The organism is Limosilactobacillus fastidiosus, from assembly GCF_014145505.1.
Lineage (GTDB): Bacteria > Bacillota > Bacilli > Lactobacillales > Lactobacillaceae > Limosilactobacillus > Limosilactobacillus fastidiosus.
In genome coordinates, this window is sequence record NZ_JACIUZ010000003.1 from 34,460 (window position 1) to 41,179 (window position 6,720).

Below are 6,720 nucleotides of genomic sequence, written 5' to 3' on the forward strand. Positions count from 1 at the left end.
TATTAAGTGTGTTAATTGACTGGTCAATATTTGTCAATTATGCTATGATAGTCACTACAATTGTAACCACAATATTGTTGCTGGTAGAATAGGAGGTTGTTATGAATAACAATCGGAGAAACAATAATTTTACTCATAACGTTCTCTTCTACGCAGTGATTTTCTTATGTATTATGGGGATTGCTTACTTTTTCTTTGGTGGAAGTCAAAGTAATGGACAAAGTAAGAACGTCTCACAAACAGAGTTTATCTCTGAATTGAAGAGTAACAAGGTTAAGAGTTTCCAACTACAACCAAATGGTGGGGTTTACAAGATTACAGGTACTTATCGTAAGCCACAATCTGCTGGTAATAACTCTGCTAATAACTTCGGCCTTACCACGCAACGTAACAGTAAAGTTAACCACTTCCAAAGTTCTGTATTGCAAAGCGATGTAACCGTCAGTCAATTACAAAAATATGCTGACCGGGAAAACGTTAAAATCAGTACACGAGCAGAGGAATCTAATAGTGTTTGGATGAACTTGCTGTTGACTGTCTTACCATTAGTCATCATGATATTCTTCTTCTACATGATGATGGGCCAAGCTGGTCAAGGTGGTGGCGGTCGTGGAGTAATGAGTTTTGGAAAGACAAAGGCAAAGCCTGCCGATGCCAAGAAAAACAAAGTTCGTTTCTCTGACGTTGCTGGTGAAGAGGAAGAAAAACAAGAACTGGTTGAAGTTGTTGAATTCTTGAAGAATCCGAAGAAGTTTACCCGCCTTGGTGCAAAGATCCCATCTGGTGTTCTTTTGGAGGGACCTCCGGGCACTGGGAAGACCTTACTTGCTAAGGCTGTTGCCGGTGAATCTGGAGTCCCATTCTTCTCAATTTCTGGTTCTGATTTCGTTGAGATGTTTGTTGGTGTTGGTGCTAGTCGTGTTCGTGACTTGTTCGAACAGGCTAAGAAGGCCGCTCCAGCAATCATCTTCATCGATGAAATTGATGCCGTTGGTCGTCGGCGTGGTGCCGGAATGGGTGGTGGCCACGATGAACGTGAACAGACATTGAACCAATTACTGGTTGAAATGGATGGGTTCCAAGGCGATGAAGGGGTCATTGTTATGGCTGCTACTAACCGTTCTGATGTTCTGGATCCGGCATTGCTTCGTCCAGGGCGCTTTGACCGGAAAATTTTAGTTGGTCGCCCAGATGTTAAGGGTCGTGAAGCCATTCTTCGTGTTCACGCCAAGAATAAGCCATTGGCAGATAATGTCGACTTGAAGGAAATTGCTAAGCAAACTCCAGGGTTTGTTGGGGCGGACTTAGCAAACTTACTGAATGAAGCTGCCTTATTAGCAGCACGGCGAAACAAGACACAAATTGATGAGGCTGATCTTGATGAAGCTGAGGATCGGGTAATCGCTGGTCCAGCTAAGCACGATCGAGTTGAATCAAAGCAAGAACGACGAACAGTTGCATATCACGAAGCTGGACATACAATAGTTGGTCTTGTCTTGAATGATGCACGTGTGGTTCATAAGGTTACGATTGTCCCTCGTGGTCGTGCCGGTGGTTATGCAATTATGCTGCCACGGGAAGATCAAATGCTGATGTCCAAGAAGAATGCTGAAGAACAGATTGCCGGATTAATGGGTGGTCGTGCGGCCGAAGAGTTAATCTTTAAGTCTCAATCTTCAGGTGCTTCAAATGACTTTGAACAAGCAACCCAAATTGCGCGGGCGATGGTTACTCAGTACGGGATGAGTGATAAGATTGGCCCTGTTGAACTGCAAAGTTCAGGTCAAGTATTTACTGGCCAAGGCTATGATCAATCACCTTATTCTGAAAAGACTGCAGCATTAGTCGATGAAGAAGTACGGCGGATCCTTCGTGAAGGTCATGAACGGGCTCTCCACATTATTGAGACTCATCGTGAACAACATAAGATCATTGCTGAAGCCTTACTGAAGTATGAGACGCTTGATGAGAAACAGATTCTTAGTCTTTACAAGACTGGAAAGTTACCTGATAAGGATATTGCTGCGGCTGATGAAGAAGCTCGTGCGCAAACCTTTGAAGAATCCAAGCGTGCTTTGGAACGGTTAGAGGACGAGAAGCATGAACAACTTAAGGCAAGTAGTTCTGCTAGTGATGAAAATGAAGACTCAGCTGCTGATACTCCAACATCGGCTAGCGATCCTAGTCATGATCATTCCGATGATTCAGATAGACAGGATAAATAATTAGATTGAAAAACAGGGGGAATAAGCCAAAAGTTGGTCATATTCCACCTGTTTTTTGTATCATATAAGTATGAAAGGATGACAAAAATGAAATCAACAGATTACCTTGTAAAGAGTATGAGTAAAGATGGTAAGTTTCGGGCGTATGCTGTTAACGCGACTCAATTAGTAGAAAAGGCTCACGAAATTCATGATACCTGGAGTGCTTCTTCAGCGGCTCTTGGGAGAACATTGATTGGAACGCTCTTGTTAGCCACGGCGGGTCTTCAAGGTGAAGCGGGGATGACCGTGAAAATTCAAGGTGACGGTCCAGTTGGCTTTATTATTGCGGACGGAACAGCACAAGGAACGGTTAAAGGATACATGGGAAATAACCATGTTAGTCTGCCTGCAAATGATAAGGGAAAAATTGATGTTTCTGGGGCTGTAGGGAAGCACGGGACTCTTTCTGTTACCAAGATGGCCCCGGGAGACAAAACACCATATACTGGGCAGGTTAACCTGGTTTCTGGCGAATTAGGTGAAGATTTTACTTACTACCTTGCCCAGTCGGAACAAATCCCATCAGCTATGGGACTTTCCGTATTCGTAAATCCTGATGAATCAATTGAGGTTGCTGGTGGTTTTATGATTCAGGTTCTTCCTGGCGCAAGTGATGAAGAAATTAGTAAACTAGAAAAGACATTAAAGAATTTACCACTAGTTTCCGAAATGCTTCGTGATGGTGATACACCTGAAGATATTTTGAAACGAATTTTTGGTGATCAATTAAAGATTCTGGACCGGATGCCAGTTGCATATCGTTGTGACTGTAGTAAAGAACGGTTTGCCAACGCTTTGGCAAGTATTGCTAAAAAGGATCTCGAAAAAATAATTAATGAAGATCATCATGCCGAAGCGGTTTGCCAATTTTGTGGTAAGAAGTATGAATTTAATGAACAGGAATTGAAAGATATTTATACCAAGATGAATTCAAACGATACTAAAAAAGATGATTGATTTGGTTAAAAATCGATGATGTGCTATCATGATTTGGTTATTGAACGAAGAATTTAGCCAGTGCAGTTCACATTAATTTTAATAATGAGGTGAAAGAATGAAGTGGCATATTGGAGATGTCGAAATTGCCAACCAAGTAGTTGTTGCACCAATGGCTGGAGTTACCAACTCTGCTTTCCGGGTAATTAGTAAGGAATTTGGTGCAGGGTATGTTGTTTGTGAAATGATCTCTGATCGAGGAATTATGTACCGCAACAAGAAGACATTAAATATGATGGACGTTGACCCAAGTGAACACCCAATGGGAATCCAAATTTTTGGTGGAACTAAGGAAACATTAGTTCAAGCTGCAAAATACGTTGATGAGCATACGGCAGCTGATGTGATTGACATTAATATGGGATGCCCGGTAAATAAGGTCGTTAAGACGGATGCTGGTGCACGTTGGCTCCTTGATCCTAATAAAGTTTACGAAATGGTTTCCTATGTTACCGATGCGGTGAAAAAACCAGTAACGGTTAAAATGCGGACTGGTTGGGACGACAAGCACATTTATGCGGTAGAAAATGCCATGGCTGCTGAACGAGCTGGGGCAGCTGCAATTGCAATGCACGGACGAACTCGAAAACAGATGTATACGGGACACGCTGATTGGAATATACTAAAAGAAGTGGCAGATCATCTATCGATTCCATTTATGGCTAATGGTGATGTGCGGACTCCAGAAGATGCTAAACGGATCATCGAGGAAACTGGAGCAACTGCTGCCATGATCGGTCGAGCAGCTCTTGGAAACCCATGGATGCTCAAGCGGACCGAACACTACCTTGCAACTGGAGAATTGCTTCCAGAAGCAACACCTGAACAAAAGATTAGGATGGCTAAAGAACACCTTAACCAATTAATTGATTTGAAAGGGGAATATGTTGGTGTTCGCGAATTTCGGGGGCTTTCTACATACTACTTGAAAGGAATTCCACGTTCCGCACGAACTAAGGCTGCCTTGGTAGAGGCAGAAACTCGCCAAGAAATGAATGATATTTTTGATCAGTTTGCTGAACAAACAGCTGAGCGTGAATTAAAAAAGGCGCAAAAACAGCACGCTTAATACGAGGAGGAAAAAGTAAGTGTCACAAGAATTAGATCAAATGCGCGTTCGTCGCGAAAAGATGAATGAACTTAAAGAAGCCGGAATTGAACCATTTGGTCGCCGCTTCAAACGTGATCACCTTGCACAAGATCTACATGATAAGTATGACCAATACAGCAAGGAAGAATTAAACGAAAAGGGCGAGAAGGTGATTATCGCTGGTCGGATGACTCGTAAGCGAAGCAGTGGTAAAGCTGGCTTTGCGGATTTTGTTGACCGTACCGGTAAGATCCAAGTGTATGCTCGAAAAGATATGGTTGGAGACGAACCATACCACGTCTTTAAGCGTGCTGATATTGGTGACTTCCTTGGGATTGAAGGGGATGTTATTAAGACTGATACTGGTGAATTGACCGTTCGCGCACATAAGATTACCTTCCTGTCAAAGGCACTTCGCCCATTACCAAACAAGTGGGAAGGGGTTACTGATCCAGAGACGATTTATCGTCAGCGTTACCTTGACTTGATTTCCAATCCAGAAAGCTTCAAACGTTTCCACCAACGGACAGCAATTATCAAAGCAGTTCGTCACTACATGGATGAACACGGTTTTACTGAAGTTGAAACGCCAATCTTGAATACCCAAGCTGGTGGAGCTAATGCACGGCCATTCATTACCCACCACAATGCCTTGGATATTGATATGTATTTGCGAATCGCAACTGAATTGTACCTTAAACGGTTAATCGTTGGCGGTTTTGAACGAGTATATGAACTTGGTCGAATTTTCCGGAACGAGGGGATGGATCCACATCACAACCCTGAATTTACGACGATGGAAACCTATGCTGCTTACTTTGATTTTCATGATGTTATGGATGAAACCGAAGGAATTGTTAAGGCAGCAGCAAAGGTTGTTTCTGATGATGGTAAGGTTAACTACCAGGGACATGAGATTGATCTTGGTGGAGAATTTAAGCGAATCACTATGGTAGATGCTGTGAAGGAAAAGACGGGGATTGACTTCAGCGATCAATCAATGACTGATGATGACGCAAAGAAGCTAGCTGACGAACACAAGGTTGAATATAAAACTTACTGGACAAAGGGTCACATTTTAAACGCTTTCTTTGAAGAGTTCGTTGAAGACACGTTAATTCAACCAACGTTTGTTTATGAATATCCAGTCGAAGTTTCCCCACTAGCAAAGCGAAACAAGGAAAAGCCAGAAATGACTGACCGGTTCGAATTGTACGTTGATGGTAGTGAATTGGCGAACGCCTTTAGTGAATTAAACGACCCAATCGACCAAAAGGAACGATTTGAAATGCAGGCCAAGGAAAAAGCAAATGGTAACGATGAAGCTGAACCAGTAGACTTGGACTATGTTGAAGCTCTTGAATACGGGATGCCTCCTACAGGTGGTCTTGGAATTGGGATTGATCGATTAGTAATGCTCTTAACTGATGCAAAGTCAATTCGTGATGTTATCCTCTTTCCAACAATGCGTCCAGAAAAGGAAAAGCAAGACGGTTCGAAGAAAAAGAACAAGAAGAAGTAAACTAACATAAAACAAGATAAGCCCTATCTCACTGTAAGAGAGATGGGGCTTATCTTGTTTTACGGTTATTGGTGATGATAATTATTAAAGATACAATTAATATGGTTATTACTTTAACTTACACGAATGTATCTTCCATTTTGGGGCTGCTAGCATAACTGGGATAATCATAATATCGGGTAACTCAGATGCTACAGGTAAGGAAGCAAATAATATTTACAGCATAAAGACGTGTGTTGTTAGTATTAATTTGGCCTGAACGGCAATCAAAATAATGAAAAGGTGTTTAAGGAGAAATTACATTAATTATATAGCTGTGATGAGAATTTGACATTCAAAATGAAGCGGGCGTTAGGACTTTTATGTTGATGGATGTTTTTTTATTTAAAATTTAGAAAAAATAAAAAAGATGTTGACTTATTGATGAATAGCTTGTATAGTAATTACCGTTGTCACAAAATGAATAGTTAATTAATATTATTTTTAATTTAAAAAACTATTGACGAACTATTGAATACGTGATATATTATTTAAGCTGCTTGTTTGAATAATAAATTTTAATTACTTGAAATTAATTAAAATTTATTATTGACATCAAAATAAGTAAGTGATGTAATAATTAATGTTGCTTAGTTACTCGACTAAGCAAGTAGACCTTTGAAAACTGAACAAAGTTTCGACGAATCAAATGTGTAGGGTCTTCAATCATTACGATTTGAAGCAAAAGCATTTGCGAAGTCAATTCGCTTAATTAATTTGAATTAGAGCTATTCAAGTTCTTGTATTTTATATGAGAGTTTGATCCTGGCTCAGGATGAACGCCGGCGGTGTGCCTAATACATGCA

Annotated in this window: 4 protein-coding genes; all 4 read left to right on the forward strand. The window is 41.0% G+C overall.

The window, feature by feature from the left end; all coding sequences use genetic code 11:
• Positions 1–101: 101 nt before the first annotated feature.
• A complete protein-coding gene (gene ftsH / locus H5R64_RS00195; protein ID WP_182582461.1) occupies positions 102–2,225 on the forward strand; it encodes an ATP-dependent zinc metalloprotease FtsH in 2,124 nt (707 codons plus the stop codon).
• 87 nt (positions 2,226–2,312) lie between these two features.
• Positions 2,313–3,224 (forward strand): Hsp33 family molecular chaperone HslO, encoded by a 912-nt coding sequence (gene hslO / locus H5R64_RS00200; protein ID WP_182581434.1) that lies wholly within the window; start codon positions 2,313–2,315, stop codon positions 3,222–3,224.
• 97 nt (positions 3,225–3,321) lie between these two features.
• Positions 3,322–4,332, forward strand: a complete 1,011-nt coding sequence (gene dusB, locus H5R64_RS00205; protein WP_182582463.1) for a tRNA dihydrouridine synthase DusB — start codon at positions 3,322–3,324, stop codon at positions 4,330–4,332.
• A 19-nt stretch (positions 4,333–4,351) separates the two neighbouring features.
• Positions 4,352–5,875 carry a lysine--tRNA ligase gene (gene lysS / locus H5R64_RS00210; protein WP_182582465.1) on the forward strand — a complete coding sequence of 508 codons (1,524 nt, stop codon included), beginning with the start codon at positions 4,352–4,354 and terminating at the stop codon, positions 5,873–5,875.
• Positions 5,876–6,720 lie beyond the last annotated feature (845 nt).

Bases quoted from the DNA above. Each gene is read 5' to 3' on its own strand.
- dusB (WP_182582463.1), top strand. From the start codon at position 3,322: ATGAAGTGGCATATTGGAGATGTCGAAATTGCCAACCAAGTAGTTGTT.
- ftsH (WP_182582461.1), top strand. From the start codon at position 102: ATGAATAACAATCGGAGAAACAATAATTTTACTCATAACGTTCTCTTC.
- hslO (WP_182581434.1), top strand. From the start codon at position 2,313: ATGAAATCAACAGATTACCTTGTAAAGAGTATGAGTAAAGATGGTAAG.